Source organism: Spiroplasma tabanidicola (genome assembly GCF_009730595.1).
GTDB classification, from domain to species: domain Bacteria; phylum Bacillota_I; class Bacilli_A; order Mycoplasmatales; family Mycoplasmataceae; genus Spiroplasma_A; species Spiroplasma_A tabanidicola.
The window spans coordinates 585,268-607,624 of record NZ_CP046276.1 but is presented as its reverse complement, the minus strand read 5'-3'; the positions used below and the strand labels follow the sequence as shown (position 1 = coordinate 607,624).

17 protein-coding genes are annotated in these 22,357 nt (G+C 26.2%); all 17 read right to left on the bottom strand.

Going from position 1 to position 22,357, the window contains the following annotated elements; translation table 4 throughout:
* Position 1: 1 nt before the first annotated feature.
* Positions 2-1,240 carry a histidine--tRNA ligase gene (gene hisS, locus STABA_RS02780; RefSeq protein ID WP_246157346.1) on the bottom strand — a complete coding sequence of 413 codons (1,239 nt, stop codon included), beginning with the start codon at positions 1,238-1,240 and terminating at the stop codon, positions 2-4.
* Positions 1,241-1,328: 88 nt separating this feature from the next.
* A complete protein-coding gene (locus STABA_RS02775) occupies positions 1,329-3,710 on the bottom strand; it encodes a PTS fructose transporter subunit IIABC (protein WP_156006308.1) in 2,382 nt (793 codons plus the stop codon).
* 10 nt (positions 3,711-3,720) lie between these two features.
* Positions 3,721-4,659 (bottom strand): 1-phosphofructokinase, encoded by a 939-nt coding sequence (locus STABA_RS02770; protein ID WP_156006306.1) that lies wholly within the window; start codon positions 4,657-4,659, stop codon positions 3,721-3,723.
* Between the two features lie 4 nt (positions 4,660-4,663).
* Positions 4,664-5,368 (bottom strand): DeoR/GlpR family DNA-binding transcription regulator, encoded by a 705-nt coding sequence (locus tag STABA_RS02765; protein ID WP_156006304.1) that lies wholly within the window; start codon positions 5,366-5,368, stop codon positions 4,664-4,666.
* A gap of 109 nt (positions 5,369-5,477) precedes the next feature.
* Positions 5,478-6,314, bottom strand: coding sequence for a Cof-type HAD-IIB family hydrolase (locus STABA_RS02760; RefSeq protein WP_156006302.1), 837 nt, complete (start codon positions 6,312-6,314; stop codon positions 5,478-5,480).
* 80 nt (positions 6,315-6,394) lie between these two features.
* Positions 6,395-7,204 (bottom strand): hypothetical protein, encoded by an 810-nt coding sequence (locus tag STABA_RS02755; protein WP_156006300.1) that lies wholly within the window; start codon positions 7,202-7,204, stop codon positions 6,395-6,397.
* 100 nt (positions 7,205-7,304) lie between these two features.
* Positions 7,305-8,087, bottom strand: coding sequence for a hypothetical protein (locus STABA_RS02750; RefSeq protein ID WP_156006298.1), 783 nt, complete (start codon positions 8,085-8,087; stop codon positions 7,305-7,307).
* A gap of 27 nt (positions 8,088-8,114) precedes the next feature.
* Positions 8,115-8,648 (bottom strand): ECF transporter S component family protein, encoded by a 534-nt coding sequence (locus STABA_RS02745; RefSeq protein WP_156006296.1) that lies wholly within the window; start codon positions 8,646-8,648, stop codon positions 8,115-8,117.
* Positions 8,649-8,683: 35 nt separating this feature from the next.
* On the bottom strand, positions 8,684-10,996 hold the full coding sequence (locus STABA_RS02740) for a RelA/SpoT family protein (RefSeq protein ID WP_156006294.1): 2,313 nt from the start codon (positions 10,994-10,996) through the stop codon (positions 8,684-8,686).
* 108 nt (positions 10,997-11,104) lie between these two features.
* Positions 11,105-11,611, bottom strand: coding sequence for an anaerobic ribonucleoside-triphosphate reductase activating protein (gene nrdG / locus STABA_RS02735; RefSeq protein WP_156006292.1), 507 nt, complete (start codon positions 11,609-11,611; stop codon positions 11,105-11,107).
* 5 nt (positions 11,612-11,616) lie between these two features.
* On the bottom strand, positions 11,617-13,734 hold the full coding sequence (locus tag STABA_RS02730) for an anaerobic ribonucleoside triphosphate reductase (protein WP_211360468.1): 2,118 nt from the start codon (positions 13,732-13,734) through the stop codon (positions 11,617-11,619).
* 224 nt (positions 13,735-13,958) lie between these two features.
* On the bottom strand, positions 13,959-14,471 hold the full coding sequence (locus tag STABA_RS02725; RefSeq protein ID WP_156006290.1) for an adenine phosphoribosyltransferase: 513 nt from the start codon (positions 14,469-14,471) through the stop codon (positions 13,959-13,961).
* A gap of 15 nt (positions 14,472-14,486) precedes the next feature.
* A complete protein-coding gene (locus tag STABA_RS02720) occupies positions 14,487-18,194 on the bottom strand; it encodes a protein translocase SecDF, variant type (RefSeq protein ID WP_156006288.1) in 3,708 nt (1,235 codons plus the stop codon).
* Between the two features lie 9 nt (positions 18,195-18,203).
* The gene (locus STABA_RS02715) at positions 18,204-18,479 is read right to left on the bottom strand and encodes a hypothetical protein (RefSeq protein ID WP_156006286.1); all 276 of its coding nucleotides are present in this window, start codon (positions 18,477-18,479) and stop codon (positions 18,204-18,206) included.
* A gap of 56 nt (positions 18,480-18,535) precedes the next feature.
* The gene (locus tag STABA_RS02710) at positions 18,536-20,233 is read right to left on the bottom strand and encodes a YitT family ABC transporter (protein WP_156006284.1); all 1,698 of its coding nucleotides are present in this window, start codon (positions 20,231-20,233) and stop codon (positions 18,536-18,538) included.
* An 18-nt stretch (positions 20,234-20,251) separates the two neighbouring features.
* Complete coding sequence (locus tag STABA_RS02705) at positions 20,252-20,695, bottom strand: hypothetical protein (RefSeq protein WP_156006282.1); 444 nt, start codon at positions 20,693-20,695, stop codon at positions 20,252-20,254.
* Positions 20,696-20,774: 79 nt separating this feature from the next.
* Positions 20,775-22,313: a cytoskeletal motor fibril protein Fib gene (fib, locus tag STABA_RS02700; RefSeq protein ID WP_156006280.1), complete on the bottom strand. Its 1,539-nt coding sequence runs from the start codon at positions 22,311-22,313 to the stop codon at positions 20,775-20,777.
* Positions 22,314-22,357 lie beyond the last annotated feature (44 nt).

Sequence of the window (22,357 nt, the reverse complement as noted above, 5' to 3'; positions counted from 1 at the left end):
ATTAATTTCCTTTCATTAAGTAATCAACTATATCTTGGAATAAAACTTTTTTTTCATCTTTTGTTTGTTGATTTTTTATAACAACATTATTTTCTTTTAACTCATTGTCCCCAATTATAATTATATTTTTTGAATTATTTTTTTCAGCTTGCTTAAAAGCAGACTTCATACTACGATTCATAAAATCTCCATCAACTTTTAATCCAGCACTTCTTAACATTAGCATTAAAATATTTGCAAACTGTTTTGATTTTGAAGATAGTGTGACAATGTAAGCATCTAAATAATTTTCTTCACTTAAAAAAATATTTTGTTTTTCTAAACTTAAAATTATTCTTTCAACACCCATTCCTCAACCGGCAGCTGGCAGATCAACATTTCCTAGTTCATTAACAAGTTTGTCATATCTTCCACCGCCAATTAAAGTTAAATCATTATTATCTTTTATTTCAAAAACAAAGCCAGTATAGTAATCTAAACCTCTAACTAAATTTTTATTTTCAATAATTTTTATATCAATGTTTTTTAAATTAATTTTTAAATCATTATAATATTTTTTATCTTCATCAGATAGATATTCTTTCATATCTTTTATATTTTTAAATTTGTCTTGATCAACTTTACAATCTAAAACTCTTAAAGGATTTTTTTCTAATCTTTCTTTGCAATCATCACATAGTTCAAATGAACTTAATTGATCTTTTAAATCTTTTATATAAATTTTTCTTTGTTCTTCTCCAACTAAATAATTTAAATGCACATTAAAATTTTCAATACCAATTGTTTTTAAAACATGAACAGCTAAACAAATTGTTTCACTGTCTGCTTCTGGAGACTTTGGTCCAAACATTTCAACTCCAAAAGTATTAAATTGTCTTTGTCTACCATTTTGTGGTCTTTCATAACGAAACATACTTCCAAAATAAAATAATTTTAAAGGTAAATTTTCATTAATATACATTTTATTTTCTAAAATAGATCTAACAGTTGGTGCTGTTCCTTCAGGTCTTAATGCTAATTGACGATTTTTTTTGTCATTAAAAATATACATTTCTTTACTAACAATATCTGTATCTTGTCCTACACTTCTTAAAAATAAATCAGCAGATTCAAAATAAGGTGTTCTAATTTCACGATAATTATATAAATCAGCAATATTTCTAAGAATCAATTCCAAAGCAAAAAACTCTTTTACTTTTTTATCAACTAAATCTTCTGTTCCTCTTGGTTTTTGAATCATTTTCATTCTCCTGATTTCTAACTTAAATATTTTACACTAAATTAAGCATAAAAAAAGTACCTACTAATAGGTACTTTAAATTTAGATATTATTTTTTCATTTTAGCACTTGATTTTTGAGCTACTTTATTTGCATAAATTGCTTGTTTTTCTTTTAAAGTTTCTTCAAATTGGTGATATTTATCTAATTGTTTATTTAAACCTTCTAATCTTTTTGTGTTATTTGATTGATTTGCTTTTGCAATTCTTTCTTGTAATGATTCTTTAACACCATTTGTTGATGATAATACAAGTTTTCCAGTTTTAATATCAGCCATTCTTCAAAATCCTAAAGCAACTCCCATTGCAATTGAACCTAATACAAATGCGACGATATAGAATACTACTCCCATACCTTTTTGAATTCCATCACCATCAAATATCATAGAATTAGTTAATGGTGCTACAAATATTCCACCATGTGGTGCAGCTATTGTTACTTTAAATATTCCAACAATTGCTCCTGCAATCGCTCCCCCTAACATAGCTGTAACTGAAATTCTTTTTGGATCTTCAATCATAAATGGTATAGCTCCTTCTGAAACAAAGCATAATCCCATTAATCAGTTAGTTTTTGCAGCATCTTTTGATTTTGCAGTTCATTGTCTTGGGAATAAAACTGTACTTACAGCAATTCCTAATGGAGGAACCATTCCCCCAACCATCGCAGCTGTCATAATCATTGTTTGTTCTTGATATGCAACTGATGATGTATCTTTTACTAATTGGAATCCAACTGATAAAGTACCAATTGTATATGCAATTTTGTTAATTGGACCCCCCATATCAACACACATCATTAATCCAGCAAGCACACATACTAATGCCATTAAATTATTATTTGCTAATAATGTAATTAATTTTTGTAATCCAAACATTACATATCCTAGCGGAATATTTATTACTAACATAATAATTGCTATACATAATAATGAAAGTACTGGTATAAATACGATATCTCTAACTCCTTGTAACCCTTTTCCAAAGTTTTTCATAAGTTTAGTTAATCCAAACACCATTAAAGCACCAAGATAAGCTCCTACTAATGCTCCAATAAATCCTGATGATAACCCTGCTAAATCAGAAGGCAAGAATCTACTTCATGCTCCAGATCAAGGTGCAGATCCACCATAAATAAATCCATCACCATTAGCCATTAACCCTGCTACAGCTCCAACCATTAATCCTTGTGGACCTACTATTGAATAACAAACATATCCTCCAAGAATTGGAATCATTAATTCCATACCTATTTTCCCAATAGCCGAGAAGTAATGAGATACTACCCAAACTGTACCAAATGATCCAGATGAATAACATCAAGTTCCGCTAAGTTCTTGTGCAAAATCTCCATTTAATCCTTTTGTACTTAGACTAGCAAAAAATGATTTTGCGCTATCATCTGAAATATTAAAGAAGTCTCTTACTTGTTCTCATGATGAGAATGCTTGCATTTTGTTTATTGTTGTATAAATATAGTCAAATAAAAATCCTAATCCTAAAATAATTCCACCAGCAACAACAAATGGTAACATTCTTGAAACCCCTGCTAGTAAGTTTTGTTTTACTTTTTTAAATTGTGCTAAGTTTAATTCTCCTACATTTCCTGCTTCTTCATCAGCAGCATTCTCAACTTTCATTAATTTTGGATGAGAATCATAGTTTTGAATTATTTCTTTTCCTTTATAAATTGCTTCTTTGGTTGAAGTATCAACTACTTTGTAACCATTGAATCTTGACATTCCTACAATAGCTTTTTCATGAGCTAATATTATATATTTTGCATTTTTGATATCTTCTGAAGTTAATTTATCTTCAACACCTCTACGACCTTGTGTTTCCACTTTTGCTTTCATACCTAATTCTTCAGCATACTCTTGAATTTTTTCTGCTGCTAAATAAGTATGAGCAATCCCAGTTGGACATGCTGTTATACCAACAACTTCATATCCCCCAACCGGAGTCGCTTCTGCTTTTTTAGCTTTTGGAGTACCTAGTAATCTTTTGATATCATCAATTGATTTAGCTTTTCTCAAACCATCTTGAACTTCTTTTTTTACTAGATATCCACTTAAACTGGCTAAAGCTTCTAAGTGTTCGTTTCCATCTTTTCCATTTGTCATAATCATAAAGATTAAGTCTGCTGGTTGATCATCTAATGATTGTCAATCAACTTTGTTTTTTAATTTACAAAATGCAATTGCTGATTTTTCAACAGTTGGATTTAATACATGAGGAATAGCAATTCCATCACCCATCCCTGTTGAACCTTCACTTTCACGTTTATAAACAGCATCAACAAAAGTTTTTTCATCTTTAATGAATTTTTCTTTAACTAAAGCTTTTGCTAGAAACTCAATGGTTTCTTCTTTAGATTTTAAATCTTCATTAAAGAAGGACACTTGTTTATGAAATAAATCTTTAAGTTCCATATAATACCTCCTATTTTACAACTACTTCAATTTGATCAATTAAAGCTAAAATTTCTTCTTTAGATGCTAGTCATTCGTTAAATGCAGTAGCACCACCACTAGCAGCAGCATATTGTAATGTTTTTTCCACTGATAAATTGTTATCAATTCCATATACAAATCCTGCTAACATACTATCACCAGCTCCAACTGAGTTAACAAGTTTTCCTTTTGCAATTCCAACTTGATAAATTTTTTTATCACTTGTAAAGTACAAACTCCCTTTTGAACCTTTACTTAATAAAACATTTTGGGCTCCTAAGTTTTGAAGTTTTTCAATTAACTCTTTTTCTTTTTCAAAACTTATATTTTCTTCAAATTCTAAACCTAATGTAGAATAAATTTCTTCAAGGTTTGGTTTTATTAAGTAAGGTTTTGCTTCTAATGCATTTTTTAATAATTCATTATTTGCATCACATACTAATAATGCTTCTTTTTTGTTAACAATTTGGCCAATTGTTTTATATATATCTTTTGAAATTCCTCTAGCAACACTTCCTGTTACTATGACAATATCTTTTTTTTCTAAATTTAGTTCTAAATATTTTAGCAATTCATCGATTATTTTTGATTCAGTTTCAAATCCCATCCCATTTAATTCAGTTTCTTGATGAGATTCTAAATGCTTAATTTTATAATTAACTCTGGTATTTCCAGGATTTAATAAAAAATGATTATTTAATCTTACTTCTTGAAATTTATTTAAGAAAATATCTTTATTTTCTTTTCCCATAATTCCTATTGCTTTAACTTTTGATTCTAAATTATTTAGTATAACTCCAGCATTGATTCCTTTCCCACCGATTACTTTATATTCGTCAGAATAAATATTTGTAATTCCTAATTCTACTGGTTTATTAGATAGAATTATGTGGTCAATAGCTGGGTTTAATGTTATAGTGTATATCATAGATTTAAACCTCTTCATTAATTAATGCTATTTTTCTTTTATCACTAAATTTTATAAAAGATTTTGATTTCATTTTGCTTTTGTCAGCAAGCCCAAAACTAAACTGTGAATTTTCAATAACTAATTTTTTAACTTCTGCTTCATCATCATCAGTTGTATAAAAATTGTACTCATTGTCAATTGCATTTATCCCTATAAAAGAAACATCAAAATAATATTTTTTTATAGCAGCAATTGTTTCTACTCCACAAATCGCATTAGTTGTAGGTTTAAACTTACCTGGTAATATATATACTTCATTTATGCCATTATTCGCTAATGTTTGTGCGTTAATAATTGAGTTTGTATATACTCTTATTCTTAGTTCTGGTTTTATTAGTTTTGCCAAATGATATGTACTAGATCCTGCATCTAGAAAAATAGTTTCTCCAGGTTTTATGCAATTCAAAGCTTTTTTTGCAATAATTATTTTTGCTTCAACATTGCTTTCTAACTTGGAAGTTATGCTTTCTTCAAGAATCGATTTCTCTACAATTGATTGTGCTCCACCGTGAACTCTTTTTAACTTATATTCACTTTGTAAGTCATTCAAATCTCTTCTCAAGGTGCTAAACGGAATGCCTAGAGCTTTTGAAATGTCTTCATTAGAACAAAAACCGTTTGAATTTACATAATCTAGTATAATCTTTAGTCTTTCTTCTCTTAACAAACATTTATCACCTCAAAATTATGATATACCCTAATTTGATTAATTTCAACCAAAAACAACCAAAATAAATAAAAATTGTTAAAAATAATTAAAAAATAACCATAATTGGTTATTTTAAGTATTTTTCTAAAGCGTATGCAATACCATCTTCTTGATTTGATTTTGTAACAAATTGTGCAACTGCTTTTAATTCATCGATTGCATTTTCCATAGCAACCCCTATTCCTGCATATTCAATCATAGTTTTATCATTTTGACCATCCCCAAAAGCAATAATTTCTTCTTTTGCAATATTTAATTTGGGCATTACTTGATTTAAAGCATGGGCTTTATCAACTCCTAAATCAGTAAATTCATAGTAAAATTCAGCAGTAAACATTGAGTTTAATTTATTTATAAAGGGTTTTTTCATTTTTTCAAAACTATTATGCAAATAATCAGGATCTCCAGCAACTAAAATTTTACAAATATCTCAATCTAAATTTGTTGCTAAGTCTTTTTTTTCACATAATAAATAATCTGTATTTCTTGCTTCATATTCAATTATGTTTATTTTTCCAAAAACTTTACTATTAACTGTATTTTTATAAACATCATTTACAATAATGTGATCATCTTTATAAATCATTGGAATAACATCAAAATTTTTCATATGATTTAATACTTCTACTGCTTTTGAATGTTCAATTACTTGTTCAAATAATTTTTCATTTGTTTCATAATTTGTAATAACAGCTCCATTAAATGAAATTAATAAACCATTATATTTATCCATTTCTAATTCTTTTGCGTATTTATATAAACCTTTTGTTGGTCTTCCGGAAGCTAAAACTAATATTATTCCTTTTTTTTGAGCATTCATCAAAGCTTCTTTAGTTTTTTTAGTTATCTTTTTTTCATCATTTGTTAAAGTTCCATCAATATCAAGTAAAATTGCTTTTATCATTTTTTTTATTCCTCACTTACAAAATTAGTATATATTTTAAAATAAAAAAAATACAAACTTATTAAAGTTTGTATTATATTTTATCTTCTTTTCTTTTTCTTTGAATCAATACCGCGAACTTTTTGCATAGCAAAGTTTAAATCTTTGTATTTTTGTTCTTGTTCAATAGCTTCATCTCAAATCGGATTAATAATTTGTTTGCTATCACTTTCTCTTTTAGCTTCTTGAGCAACCAATTCAGGATTTGCACCTTGTTCAATTTTTAATGCTTGTTCAATTGTTAAATAAGGATCTTCTGGTCTAATTCCTGTATTTACAAGTGAAGCAATTTGCATTCTAATTTGAGAACTTGATAATTTTTTATCTTTAAAGTCAACTTGTCATTGAATTGGAGCTTGTTTTTCAAATTTATAAGGTTCTTTTATAATTGAATACAGCATGTTTACAAATTTTTCAAAACCTTCTTCACCTTTTCAAAAACTTGTTTGATCTTTAATATTTAAAATACCGTTAGTTAATACATATTTTGAAAAATGCATTTCAAATATTTTTGAAGACCATTCTTCTTCAGGGATTAAATAGAAGTTAGTTACTAATGTACAGTTAAATACATGTGTATCAAATTCATAGATTGAAAAGTTGAATCTATCAACTGTTGTAGTATCAATTGATACATTGAAGTTTTTAACATCAACAACTTTACTTAGTCATTGCAAAACTGATTGTGCATATTTTAAAACGAACTTCAATTTTTGACTTGAAAATATTAAAGTTTTTCATCTTGTAAAGTTAAAATCGTATTCTGAGTCTTTTCTATTCGAAGCAATATTAAAATCTAAATTAGCTTGCACAAATTCAAGAATAGGTAGGTATATCATTTCTTTTTTCATATATGTAAAACCTTTCTCTAGTATTATATTAAGTATATCACATTTCAAACTCACAAACAATACCTATTTTATTAGGGGGAAAGAACTTTATAAAAAAATATTAATTATTATATTCATAGCAAAAATTATTAAATAATGCTAACTTGTACTCATTTAAAGATGCAGGCAAGTCATTTATACTAATATCTAAATTATCTAAACCCTTTTTTAAAGCTAAATTTAAAAATCAAGCTTTTTCACCTATAAAGTGTTTTAACATATAAATTTTTTTTGTATAACTACTATTAGTTATTTTTTTTATTTTTTTAGCAAATAACTTATCTAAATAATTTAATGCATCTTTAATTGTAAATTTATTTTTATCTGTACACATATATATTGTTGTTTTGAATACATTAAAATCTAAATATAATAAATTAGTTGCTTGATATTTCTTTAAAAAAAATTCAAAATCTTCTTTTGCTTCACTTTCTGAGTATACTCCATGTTTTTTATAAACGAACAATAATACAATAGAAGTTATTATAAACATAATTGTATGTGCAGAAAAAAAAGCAATAATTATATATAAAAAACTATTATCTAATGAACCAACTAATAAAGCTTTAGTTAATGCACATGAAAAAAATATAAAATCACATAAATAAAAAATTGAAGTAACTAAGAAATATTTCAAAATACCTGTCAAAGTAATTTTTGTTAGAATTCTTTTATCTAAAAATTCTGAGAAATGTTTATTAATTTTTTTAATATTATTTAGAAAATATCTTTGATAAAAAATATATATAAAATAAGGTAAAATAAACACTAAAATTCCTGCAAATATTAAATAAACAAAATCAAATTCTTTAAAAACACTTATTGTTCTTTCAAAACTTCTCACTACACAAATACCCCTTTTTTATAATTTTTAATTGAAATCTTTATATACTTCTATTTCTCTTTTTTGCTTTTTATTATTATATATCTTTTTAAAATCTTTATAAGAAACAATAAATAAGCTTAAAACAACTGTTGCACTATATTGAATTGAATCTGTTATTGCTTCAACAATTGTTGTACTTTGATCATATAATATATAAACATATAAAACATATAAAAAAACATAACTGTATGAAACTATAATAGAAAAATATATTTTTAGTTTTTTATTTAAAAAATACATTGTAACTCCAATTAAAATTTTTATAAAAATTGTAAAAGGAATATAAATTAATCCACCAAACATCAAATCTGTTAAACTACCAGAAACCATTGCGCTAAATATTAAAACAATAGGATTAATATTTGTAACAAACATAGATAAATAAACTATATCACTAATTTGAAAAACTGATTTACCAATTAAATCACCTAAAAAATATGAAAATGATGCCAAAACTAACATCACTCCAGCTAAAACTCCACAAACAGAGATATTGTATGTTGTAAATAATTTTTTCATATCTTTATGTTATCAAATTTATAATATAAAAAATATTAATTATCAAAATCTGAGTCGTTTGAATTAACAACTCTTAAAACTGTTGTAATTCCTGGAACTTCATTTAAGTTATTTATGATTGTAGTTAATTCTTCACTATTTTTAACTTGAATTACAAAACTTCCTCTCGCTACATAATCTGTTTCAAAAGAAATTAATTTAACTTGAATTATATTGATTCTTCTAATAGTAAGAATATTTACAATATCAAACAAAACTCCTGGACGGTCTTGAAATTGCATTCTTATTTTTACATCATAAACTTTATTGATAATTTTTGCAGGAATTCATTCAGCTTTTAATAAGTTTTTTGTTTTTCTGCTATTTAAGATATTTGCACAATCACTTTTATGAACTTGAATACCTTTTGTTTTTGACATGAAACTAGAAATACTTTCAAATGGTAATGGATAACAACATTGCGCTAATGTACAATTAACCCTTTCCATACTATTAATTTTTATATCTTCTCTTCCAGTAACAGATTTATATTTTCTTGTTTTCATATCATTAATTTTTTCAATGTCTTTTAATTCGACATTTGATACATAAACAATATTTACAGCTTCCGAAATAGAAAAGTCACCTTTTCCAACCGAAAGTAAAAAATCATCAATACTTTTATAATCTAAAACTTTTAATTTTTTTTGAATTTCTTCTAAAGAGTTTACTTGTCATTTTAAATTATTTGCAATTATATATCTATCAATTTCTCTTTTAGTATTTCTGATTAATTTTTGATTAGTTATTTCTTCTTCTTTTTTTTCTATTTCTGCTTTTTTTGCAAGTCATTGTTCAATTGCTTTTCTAGCTGTTGCTGTTCTTACAAACTTTAATCATTTTTCTTGAGGCTCGGTTTCATTAGAAGTTTGAATTTCAATAATTTCTCCTGAGTTTAAAGTTGTATTATATGCAGAAAATACCCCATTAATTTTTGCACCAACAGTTTTATTTCCAATATCTGTATGAATTTTATAAGCAAAGTCTAAAACTGAAGATCCAAACGGAAGAGTTACAACATGACCATCTGGAGTTAAAACATAAATCATTGCAGTTAAATAATCAGTTTTAAAAGTTTCTTCTAATTCATCTTCATCATAAACTTTTAATGATTTATCATACTCAATTACTTCTCCATCAGAAGCTAATTTTTCAAGATTCATCAACCTTGTAAACATATCAACTTTTTCGTCAATTTCTCTTTGTTTTGCAGAAATATCAATATTTATTTCATCTTCTTTATATTTTCAATGAGCAGCAGCACCATGCTCTGCGATATCATCCATTTCTCTCGTTCTTATTTGAACTTCAAAAATAATACCATCTTTATTCGCTAAAGTTGTATGTAGTGATTGATATAAGTTATTTTTTGGAGTTGCAATATAATCTTTAAATCTACCACTTAATGGTGTATACATTTGGTGAATTCATCCTAAAATACGATAACAATCATCAACATTTTTTGTAACAATTCTAACTGCTAATATATCATTTATATCTTGAAATGACTTTCCAAAAAAATGCATTTTTCGATAAATTGAATAAATTGTTTTTGATCTTCCGAAAACATCCACATCACTTATAGAAGCATCTCTTGCAATTTTTCTATCAATATCCGCAATAATCTCGTTTATTATTTCTAATCTCGCTTCTTTATCTTCTTCTAATAAATTAGCAATTTTAGTATATTCATCATGATTTAAATATTCAAAAGAGTAATCTTCTAATAAGTTTTTAGCAGATTTCATTCCAATTCTATGAGCGATTGTTGAATAAATCTCTAAAGTTTCTTTAGCAATTAATTTTTGTTTGTCTGGTGCCATATATTTTAAAGTTAAAATATTATGCATTCTATCAGCTATTTTTACAATAATTACCCTTATATCTCTAATCATTGATAAAAACAGTTTTCTTAAATATTGCGCTTTCATTTGCACACGATTTTCTTCTGTAAAATAACTCACCTTTGTAACAGCTTCTACAATATCTGCAACATCAGTTCCATATATTTCTTCAACTTCTTCAAAAGTAACTGGTGTATCTTCGATAATGTCATGTAAAAGACCTGCAATGATGGTTTTAGGACCCATTCTTCATTGAGATAGATAATAAGCAGTAGAGAGTGGATGAATTATAAAAGGGTCTCCATTTTTTCTTTTTTGGTTATGATGTTTTTCTTCTGCAAAATCATACGCTCTTTTTACTTCATCAATCGCATCTTCTTTTTTAATATATTTTCTCATTTCAGCAATTAAAGTGTCGACATCTCTACATTCTACATAATTAAAATTACCTATATCTTTTAGCATTTTTTACCTCTTTTAAAAAAATTATTATATTAATAATATTTTATAATAAAAAACAAACACATTCTATCTTATATATAAAAACCTTTACCAGTCAAATAGTAAAGGTTTTTATAATAAGTTGTTTTCTTTAAGATATTTGTTAGTCTCTATTAACCTTTGATTACTACTTCCTCTGTATAAAATACTTGGGTCATAAAGTTCTAAAACAAATCTTCCATCGACTAATGTGTCAATTTCTTTTAATATTTCAAATCGAGCCATTGATTCTTTATCTTTATCTTTTTGCTCAATTAATTCTTCGATTGTAAATCCTGTATACAATCATATATTTAAGTTAGTTTCTTTTTTAATTCTTTTTATAAAAGCTAAAACTTCTATTGAACTAAACATTGGATCTCCACCACTAAATGTAACTCCATTTAAAAGTGAATTTGATTTTAAATCATTTATGATTTGTTCTTCATATTCTTTTGTAAAATCTTTTCCAAGTTTGAAATTTCAACTTAACATATTATGACAACCCTTACATGCATGTAAACATCCTGCAATATAAATTGAATATCTAATTCCTGGTCCGTCACTAATTGTTTCTTTGAAAATTTTTAATATTTTCATAGTTTTTAAATTTTGTGTTTTACTCTTTCTGATTCTTCAGCTTGTTTACCTTGATTTCATCCATCCAAGTCACCAACTAAGTATCCTGTAATTCTTCTTGTTCTTGAAATATCTGAATTTCCACACATTTGACAATTTAATGGTATAAGTGATGTATAGTGACAATTTTTGCATCTATCAACTGGATGATTTAAACTACCATAGTTTGTGCCACTAATTCTCATTGCATTTATAATCGAAAGAATTGCATGTAGATTTTTTTTAGCTTCGCCATCAAGTTCAACATAACTTATGCTTCCTCCCAATGTAATTGGGTGATATGCAGCTTCTATTTTGATTTTATCAATTGCAGCTATGTTGTAATATACTGGAACGTGATTTGAATTTGTAAAATAATCTCTTTCTGTGACTTCTGGAATTGAACCATATGTTTTTCTTGTAAATTTAGCCATTCTTCCAGCAACTGATTCAGCAGGAGTTGCAATAACGCCATAATTTAAATGAGTTTTATTTTTTCAATCATCTGTAACTTTATTCATTTCTTTAATTATTTTGATTCCAAATTCTTGTGCATCATCACTTTCACCGTGATGAACATTTAATAAAGCTTTTAATGCTTCTGCTAGACCAATAAATCCAACAGTTAATGAACCTTGTTTAAATACAGACTCTACAAATTCATCTGGTTCTAACTCATTTCCACCTGTTAAAACATTGTTTCTCATTAAGAATGGAAACTCTTTTGCAACAGCACTAATTTGATATTTATATCTATCGTATAGTTGATCACAAACATCTCCTGAATACTCATTTACTTTTTTAATAAACTTTTGTTTTAAATCACTAAATTTTGCTTTTTCATAATTAATTTTTCCATCTTTTAATAAACCTTCATCTTGTAATAACTCTAATGCTATGTAAGGTAAGTTAATTGATGTAAAACTTAAATTCCCTCTTCCAACACTTGTTTTTGGTCCGTTAACATTCTCAAATACTCTTGTTCTACATCCCATAGTTGCTGGTTCATAGTATCAACTTTTTTTATCGTTTGCTTTTCACAATTCATGTTGATTGTATTGTTGATCTAAAAACATAAAATTAGGAAATAATCTTGCACTAGTTGTTCTAATTGAATCTAAGAATAAATCGAAATTAGCAGTTTTTCAAACTCTTTCTTCTTTGAATCATTCTTCTTGACTCATATTCATAGCTTCTTGATAACTTTTTTCATCAAAATTAACTCCTGATTTTACTTTAAAAATAACTATTGGGAAAATTGATGTTTCTCCATTTCCAAGACCATTTCTTAATGCTTTTAATAACGATCTTGTAACTTGTCTTCCTTCTTTAGAAGTATCTGTACCCAAATTGATTGATGAAAATACTACTTGATTTCCACCTCTTGAATGTTGAGTGTTTAAATTGTAGATAAATCCTTCCATTGCTTGGTCAGTTTCATGTTCTACATTTTTTATACTCATTGTTCTAATTGTGTCATATACTTCTGGAGTAAATTTGTCACTTAAAACATGTCTTTTAACATGTTCAAATTCAAGTTCTTTAAAAGTTATTTCTTCATCTTTTAAAATTTCTTCTAATTTTTTAACATTAATTTCTTCATTTAAAAATTGAAAATATTGTTCTATATTTCTTTTTAATGCTTTTCTAAAACTTTTATTTACTCCTGGAGCTAAGAAATAATCAAATGCGGGAATCGCTTGTCCTCCATGCATTTCATTTTGACAAGTTTGGAAAATGATTGCTGCTAATTCAGCATAAACACCAATTGATTGAGGTTCTCTAATTAAACCATTTCTAGTTTTAAAACCATTTTCAAAAATCTCTTCAATGTTATATTGAACACAAGTTGCAGATTTTGTTGGATAATAATCTAAATCATGAATATGAATTAATGCTTTTTTATGTAAATCACTATAAACAGGATTTACTAAGTTTTCTAATGCAAAGTCTTTTGCTCCAATTGAAGCAAACTTCATCATTTTACCACTAGCTGTATCTCCACTCATATTAGCATTTTCATTTTTTAAATCATTGCTTTGTGTAGAAATAACTTGGCTAAATTCATTCATTATATTATTATAATTTAATTCTTTTGCACTCATTTTTTTACCGCCCTGTCTATTATATTTATATTTGAGTGAAATAAAAACACAAAACATCTTTGCCCAAATGTTTTGATATTTAATAGATTGATTAAGTTGTATTTTGTTCATTCAACCCATCTTTTTATTTCAAATTTATAAAACCATATTATTTATAAAAATGCAAATATATGAAAAAAATTTTCATAAAAAAAACACTTATAAAAAGTGCTTTTTTTATGAATTTAATATTTTATTAAACAATTTATATCAAACTCACTAAATAAGTCTTTATCGTGTAAAAATGAAATGTCTGCTAAAAATACAATTCCATTAATTTTTGCTTTACATTGCTCAATTAACTTGATAATAGCATGTATAGTCCCACCGGTTGCTAAAACATCATCAATGATTACAACATTATCAGATTCTTTTAAATCTTCTTTGTGGATTTGAATATGGTTCTTACCATATTCTAATTCATACTCTACATCAATAACTTCTCTAGGTAGTTTTCCAGGTTTTCTAATTAAAGCAAATCTAACTCCAGCAACATACGCCACAGCTGATGCAAATAAAAATCCCCTTGCTTCTGGAGCAACAACCACATTAGCTTTTTTTTGCTTTACATATTCAGCCATTTGATCAACTGCATACTTAAAAGCATTAACATTATTTAATAAAGGAGTAATATCTTTAAATGTAACTCCTTTAATAGGAAAATCTTGAACATCTAAAATATAATCTTTTAAATCCATAAACCTATACCTTAATTAGTCATTAATCCCTTCAATAATTTGTTCTTCGCCAGAAACTTTTAATCCATTGATAAAACGTTTTCTTGTTAAGTGATTTCTAATACGTTTCTGTTCTAATCACAACCAAATTGGTAAACAAATAAATAACATAACAAATCCCGCAGAAAGAATTCCAATAATTACACTTATTCCAAATGATGCAAGTGTTGTAATTGTAATTGATAATAATAGAGATACTAAAATGTAAAATACACCGATTAATAATGAACGTTTAATTCCATATTTGAAAGTTTGAACCATAACTTCTTTTAAATAGTTGTTATGTTTTGAAACTTTATTTATTTCAATTTTATTTTCTTTTTTTAATTTTTTATATTCTATGATTTTTTCTTGTTTAAATTTTTTAAAAGCTAATTTTAGTTTTTTAATCTCTTTAGAAGATAATTTTTTTTCTTTTAGTTTTAATTTATCATTTGCTTTTTTCAAGAAAATTTCATCTTTGATTTTTTTTCTGAAATTTTTTGTAGAAATACTATATGCTATTTCTTGTTTAAAGAAATTGTACATACTTTTTTCATCGCGATTAGCAATTAATCCTCTTGCTTTTCCAAAGATTGTGAACATTGTTAAACAAGTAAACAAAATCGAAACTGCAACTGCAATAATTGTTGTTATTCCAAATGGAATGTAAAAAGCAATTATTGTACCAACTGTTAACGCAGGAACTAAAATAATTCCTACAACCATTGCAATATAATAGGTTCATTTAAATCTTATTAGAATATAAATAGCCAGCGCCAAGACAATTGCTATAATTCCATATCCCATTTTTTTAGACATATCAACAATTGTATATGGTCTAATACGTTTTGAAATAAACCCTCCATTACTGTCGATTTCTTGAGTTTTATTAAAGCCCCCAACTTCTGCAAATAAGTTTTTTATTGTATATGAATCAGAGTTTGAAACTGAAACTATCGATAAAGTAACTCATTGTATATTGTCTCTAGTATTTGAAGAAATATAATTAAAATTAGTACCAGAATTTAGATTAAACTTATGTAATGAATAACGTTCTGAGTTTCCAATATTACTTGTTATTGAATTTAAATATTCAGAATTTGAAAATACAATATTTAAGAAATTATAAACAACTGTATTAAATGGTGGACTTTCATCATCGTTTGATGGAGTAAAATCAGACTCTACTAACATTGCGTTTACTTTTTCTTTTAATTCATCACTACCTGTTGATTTTTGAGAAAAGGATCTAATACCGTTATACATTGACTCAAGTTTAGTTCCTCATAAAATGTATTCAACTCTATTACCAAATGAAGAATCTAAGTTTGGCTTAATTATTCCACCAATCAATCCAGCTACTAACAAAACAAAACCCAAGAAAACAAATACAAATTTTGAACCGTGTTTAACAGCTTTTTCGTAAGATTTTATTTTTACTTTATCATGAGTATTTAAAACTAACTCGTTCTCTTCATCCATTTCGACTTCAATTTGATCTTCTAAAATATATTTAAACTCATTAATTTTATATTCAAGTCTTAAAAGTTTTGCTGATCTGTTTTTTTCTGCTAATTTAGTTTTTCTAAGTTCTAGTTGATCTATTCTTTTATTAATTTTTACTTTATATTTTTCTAATAATTTTGATTGTTTTTCATTATAAGAATTTTGTTTTTCAATTAATTTTTGTTCTAACTTAGCAAGCTTAACTTCATAATCTGTAATATTCTTATTTTTTTGTTTATATTTTTTAATCTTTATTTTTAAATTTCTAATTTTATAATTTAAAAAGACTTTACCTTGATTTGCAAAATCAGTATTTAAAGCAAATAAACCTGGTCTATTACTAAAAATATTTGTATTAATCAATAACTTATTTAAGAAAGTTGCAAGTATAATTGTTAACGCTAATGAAAATAATACTCCCATTAATATAATAATCGAAAACGATTGTATTGCATTAGAAGTTATTCAAAATAATGATATGGCTGGTATAACCAAAGAAACTAAAACATCAACTGCTAATGTAATATTTTCTTTTATAGAGATATTATAACTTGTCTTAATATTTCTTTGTTTTATATATAAATTAAATTTCATATTTTCGAATATCATCGAGAATATTTCTAAATTAATTGAAACAATAATTGCAACGGCAATAATAGCTTCAATTCCCAAAGTTAATCCAAATCATGTTGTAGACATTAATGTGAGCGCTGAAATTGCCAAAATCACAACAAACATAAATAGTCCTAACAATCTGTATAAGAATAAAGCATAAATTAATAAACTGATCGCTACAATTCCTAATAATATAATAGCTAATTGTAGCATCAACGAAGTTGCAGAAGGGTTTGTTTTTAAAATATTATTAACTGTAAAAATATATCCTTTTGTTGAAGCGTTAAAGATTGCCGCTCCAGTACGAGCTGCAGACTCTGGTTGATTGTAAAAAATAATTTTTAAATTAGTACCATCAACATAAGCTAATGAATTTTGAGATTGTTGTTTAGTAATTGCTCCAGAATATAGAATATAACTTCCGATTTTTTCTGCCATAACTTTTTCATTATTTGTCATAGCTGATTTTCTATCATCTCAGTATTTTCCCATTATAGTATTAATCGCTTTAAAAACATCAGCAATTTTTCCTAATGGACGTTGATTCATAGAAGTTAATGAATAACCTTCGATCGGATTGGCGTATTTCGCTTCGTCACCATTAAAATCTTCTGATTTTGAGTTTGGATCATAAACATATTTTGAAGTTTCGCTTAAAAAATTAAAATCATTATTAATAAATTCAATAAAATTAGTTTCTGTTATTTCACTATTCATTAAGTTAACAAAAACTCTTCTTTCATTTCCACCTGTATCAAGTCGCTTATATGTTCCAGCAAATAAATCTTCTAACATACTTTTTTGTAAATCAGAAATATTTTCTTTGTTAGAATCTCTATATTTATCTCTCAAAGGATTAATTACTTGTTCAAAATAACTTGCCACTTTTTCTGTTAAAGTATCTTTCTTAACTGTATTATAGTAGTTTCTTATTTCATTGTAAAAACCATCTGCGTCAATCATCAACTTCATATCTTTTGATGTTTCGCTTTCTGAATAAATACTTGTAAATTTTGATCCGTTTAATTTAAATTGAATTGCTGGACTTTTTGAGTTCCCAGAAGTAATAGCTGTTGTTTTTGCATCAGAAAAGTAATCGTTGATTCCAGATCGTGTAATTTTTCCATCTTCATCTGATGATAACTGGAAATCTTCATATTTTTGGTTAAGTAAGATTGCTCCACCATTTCTTTGAATTTGATTTTTAAATTGAATTTCTGAATCATACGCTGCAATTGGTGATAACACTTTTAAGTAATTTAAACCTGCAGTTTCAATGGTTATTTGGTTTGTCCCCATCGGGTTTAAACGTTGTTCTAAAACCGGTGCAGCTTCTTTTGCAACCCCGTTTGGTTGCCCAGCAACTCCTGCTTCTTTGTTTGCATTATTTACAGCAACCAAAGCAGAGTAATAACCTTTAAAATCACTTCCTAAACGAAAGTTCTTATTAAATGCTTGTGATGAGAAAAATATTCCCACCAATAAAGAAGCTAATATTACAAAAATTGTTAAAAAACGAAAAAAATTAAACTTAGTCTTTCTTGTGTTTTTAATTTTATTTTTTGGCGATTCTTTTTTCACCTTGATCACTTATCCCTCTAAAATAGATTTTAAATCACTAGCTATTGTATTAGAATCATCTTTAATCGATTCATAATTAATATATTCAAAAAGTTTATTAACTTTTATATTCATAATATAAAATGCTGCATCATTCACATTTCGAATTTTATCTTTTTTTAAAATTATATTATTAATGTAATTGTATAGATCTATAATGCTAATATTATTGATTTCTTTTCTAATTTCCACCAATTTTAATTCTAGCATTTTAAATATAACATATTTCAATTCTTGTTTTTTCATTTACAAATCACCATACTTACTTATTATACAAAAAAAAGAAAATAAAACCACAATAATTATATTTTTTTAGTTTTTTTAGTACAACTTTTTTTTGTGATTTTAGTTGTTTTTTTCTTTTTGCCTTTTTTTTGTTCTTTGTTGTATTTAACTAATGCAATTTGACGAATTTTTTCTAACTCTTGTTCGTCTGAAGTTATTTTTTTTAAAATAAAATCTCTTTCATCATTCTTTTTAATATCATAATCAAAAATACCTTTAATTGCCTTAGTTTGTAAAATGTTGATTTTCACATTTGGGTCTGCTAAAAATATTTGTTTTTCTATTTCGTCTCAGTTTAAAACAGTCATAGCAACCATCACAACTGCTCGATGTAAATAATTTCGATTAATTCTATTTGTAACATCTCAATTTATAATATCATTTTGATATCCATTATCTAATAAAGTCTTATTAATCTCTTTTGGATTATTAGTTTTAATCATATAAGTTCTAACCTTAAATTTAGGATATAGTGCATTTGTTGTAAATGCAGCAGATAAAACTAATCCAATTGAAGCGAATAATGAAGGTCCTAAAATAAATCCTAACTTAATTTTTGAAACAAGTGAAAATGGTAAAACATTCCCATAACCATTTTTTGCAGCATATTCAATTAAATACTGTCACGCATAATCTCTGTCAAAATTTGTAATATCACCTTGTCCTTTTAAATTATTGATAATCTCTTCAATAATACTTAAATAGTTATTAGCACTTGCTTGTGTGTCAACAACTCCATTTTTAATACCCATCTTTTGAGCGAAATCAGGATTTATAATTCCATTTACATCAATTAACCCTTCTTTATTAAATAAATAACTTAAAATTGAATTAACAATATCAACATCATTTTTATCCTTAGTTTTAAAAGCATTATCTAATCCAAGATTCTTTAAAATATTGACGATGTTATCTGAATTAATCATATTAACTGGTAAAATAATTGAATTCAAAGTTATTACAACTCCTAAAATAACAAGATTTACATTTCTATTAATAGCTCCGATTGGTTTATTTTTCTTTTTAGAAACATAAATAGATATAAAATCAGCTCCACCAGTTGATGAACCCATTTTATAAACAATCGAGTAACTCAATCCAAGCATCGATCCTCCAATTACGCCAAATACAAATAATCAAATTCCTGCATTTCATGAGTTTCCAATTTGTTGTAATAATTTATAGTTTACAATAAAGTGGAAATCAGTTGGATTTATAAAAGGTATTTTTTGTAAAATTTGGTCAAATGTAATTTGAAATAAAATAAATAATATAGTTGTAAAACAAAACTTTTTACCAAGTTTAATATATCCGAATACAAATAAAGGAATATTTATAACAAAATAATATATGAAATAAAATGAACTTTGTTTAGAAACATCATTTCCGAAAGTTAAGATGGATAAAAATCTAGCAAATGCACCAATACCCGCTGGAAATAATCCCGCTCTTCCGGTGATTGAAATAAAATAATCGAATGCAATTGTACTGATTAATGATGAAAGCATTAATTTTAATAAATCTTTTCAAAATTTATTTCTGAAATAGTTTTGAACTAATAAAATTTGTTCTCTTTTTGATAAAATTTTACTTTCAAAATGACTAACATCAATATCTTTTGTATTATCTGTTTTATTATCCAAATTTTGGATTTGACTGGCATCAGTTGTAATTTGTTTATCTAGAAATTCTTCTTCTAGTTGTGTTTGTTTCATTTTATTCCCCTCAATCAATTATTTATCATAATTGTTTTTCTTTTTCTTAACATTATCTATAAAATTATTTAATCCTTTATCTTTTCTTTTATCTCGTTGTCTTTTTAAAATCAATTCTCTCAAAACATCTGAATCGTATTTTGATTTACCACTCATTTCAGCTTTTTTAATAATTTCATTTTCTTCATTTTCTTCCGAATTTACTCATCTTTGATTATTTAAAATACTTTTTTGTTTTTGTGCTCTTTTTATGATTTTGAATAAATCATTTTCATCAACATCAATAGTTTCATTAATATCAATATAATTTGTATTTTCATCATCATCTAACGTTATTGTGTTTAAGTTTATATCTGATAATTTTGTAGTAGATAATTCTAATAATTCTTCAAATGCTAAACTAGCAGAAACATCAGCATCGCTGTTTTTAAGAACTTCTTTTTCTTTCTTGATTTTTTTCAATTGATTCACCTACTATAATAAAAAAATCATACCAAACAAAAATAAAAAAAACCACAATTAGTGGTTTCTTTTATTAATTTTAACCCTCAGTTTTTAAACGAACTGTAACTTTGAATGAACCAACTTTTAGTGGGTCATAATCATTTCTTGTGATGTCAACAACTGTAAATACATTTTGGTCTTTTTCGCTGTATCCACCAAATACTATAGGAGTATTAACTTTATTTTTTGTTGTCAAGAAGATTGGTAATCTTGCACTTCCAACAGCTGGAATTTTAATGTAAACAATAATTTTTTCAAATGGCGATTCAACTTCAGCTAACATTTGATTTAAGTGTTTCATAAATTCATTTGCTACTAATTGTGAACCTTTTTTCTTACCTTCCACAAACTCATGAGTATGATTGTGAGTAATGTAGAATGAGATTTGTGCATCACATGCTACAAATAAATGTTTTTTGTTTACTGTAGTTCCATCATATGTATAAGATGATTTGTCTTGAGAACGATCAGCAATTAACTTAGCAATGTTTTTTGCAACATCTTCAATTGTAAATATTTTTCCTGTTTTTAGATCATATTTAGCTGATTTATTTCATAATAATTCATCGTCATTTACACTTAAATTTTGTAAGAACATCAATTTACGTAATCATTTTTTTGGAGCATTTTTTCACTCGTCTTCTCCTAAAATAACTTTTGATGGTCCTTCATCTTCAATTTTTGGTTTCATAACTTCAACAACATCAACTGCTTCAGGTTTCATAGCTTTTTTATCAAGCAACATCAATGATGGTCCCATTCCTGAAATCAATGATACTGTATCTTTTTTAAATCTTCTAATTCATGCATCATGTTCTAATTCAAATAATTCATTAATTACTTCTAATTCATCGTTTGTATTTTTTGAAAAGTCGATGATGTATCTTGATGATAATAAGTTGAATAATCTTGCTAATAAGTATTTTAAAGTATTTGATGTTTCATAAATTTTAAATTTATGTAATGGATCATTATCTCATGGTGATAAAGCATTGTTGTACATAATTTTTAAAGCAACAAAGTTAACGCTTGATTTTTTAGCCACTTGAGCTAATGCTCCTGCTTCAGTATCAATAACATCAATTGTTTGTCCATATTTATCTACCATTTCTTTAAATTGTTTTGAATTGTAAATTAACATATCAGCAGTTCCAACAATACCATCAGAAACTCCTAATTTAAAATTTTTAACTTGAGTTACTAATTCAGTATTGAATGCAAATGCTTCTGGTTCATGTACAATTTGCCCATATTTGATGTCTTTAAATACTGTTAAGTCAGCATCTCTATAAATAAATTTTGTTGACATAACTGTGTCAGTTGTGTCAAATTTGTCATTTGTTGATAAAGCTAAATCTACGTTTAGCACTGTTTCTAAAGATGGATACTCTTCCATTAAGTATGTAATAGCCATAGCGGCATTTGCTTTACCGTATCCGATAGTTGCAACTATGAAAAATTTCCCTCTATACTTAATGTGTTGAATAACCATATTTCTTCATCAATATTTTTTAACAGTTTTAACACCTTCACGGTCTCTCACTGTAAAGTAAGCTGTCGAAATAATTCCGATCATTCTTCTGTCACCTCATATTTTCCGTTTCTACCTTTATACAAAGT